The sequence below is a fragment of the Paraburkholderia sp. SIMBA_053 genome, assembly GCF_046534895.1.
GTDB lineage: Bacteria > Pseudomonadota > Gammaproteobacteria > Burkholderiales > Burkholderiaceae > Paraburkholderia > Paraburkholderia caledonica.
In genome coordinates, this window is the sequence record NZ_JAWRXU010001366.1 from 1 (window position 1) to 247 (window position 247).

The following is a 247-nucleotide window of genomic DNA, read 5'->3' on the forward strand; positions in this document are numbered from 1 at the left end:
CTGCCAATAACCCTGGTAGGGATAATCGGCATACCAGTTGCCGTAAAGCGCACGCGCTTCTGTCTGCCACCGGTAGTAATCCTGATCGGATTGCTTGGCCGCTCGCGCTTGCGCGAGTAGTTTTCCCGACTCCTTATCGCCGCGTTCCGATGCGATCATCAGCCACTTCTCGGCCTCACGAGGATCGGGTCCCATCTCTTCGAGACCGAACAGATAAAAACGGCCCAGTGCTTTCTGTGCTTGCAGG

1 pseudogene is annotated in these 247 nt (G+C 56.7%); it reads right to left on the minus strand.

The features are described 5' to 3' along the window. Window positions 1-247, minus strand: a pseudogene (locus SB753_RS40080) (sel1 repeat family protein); the annotation flags it as partial.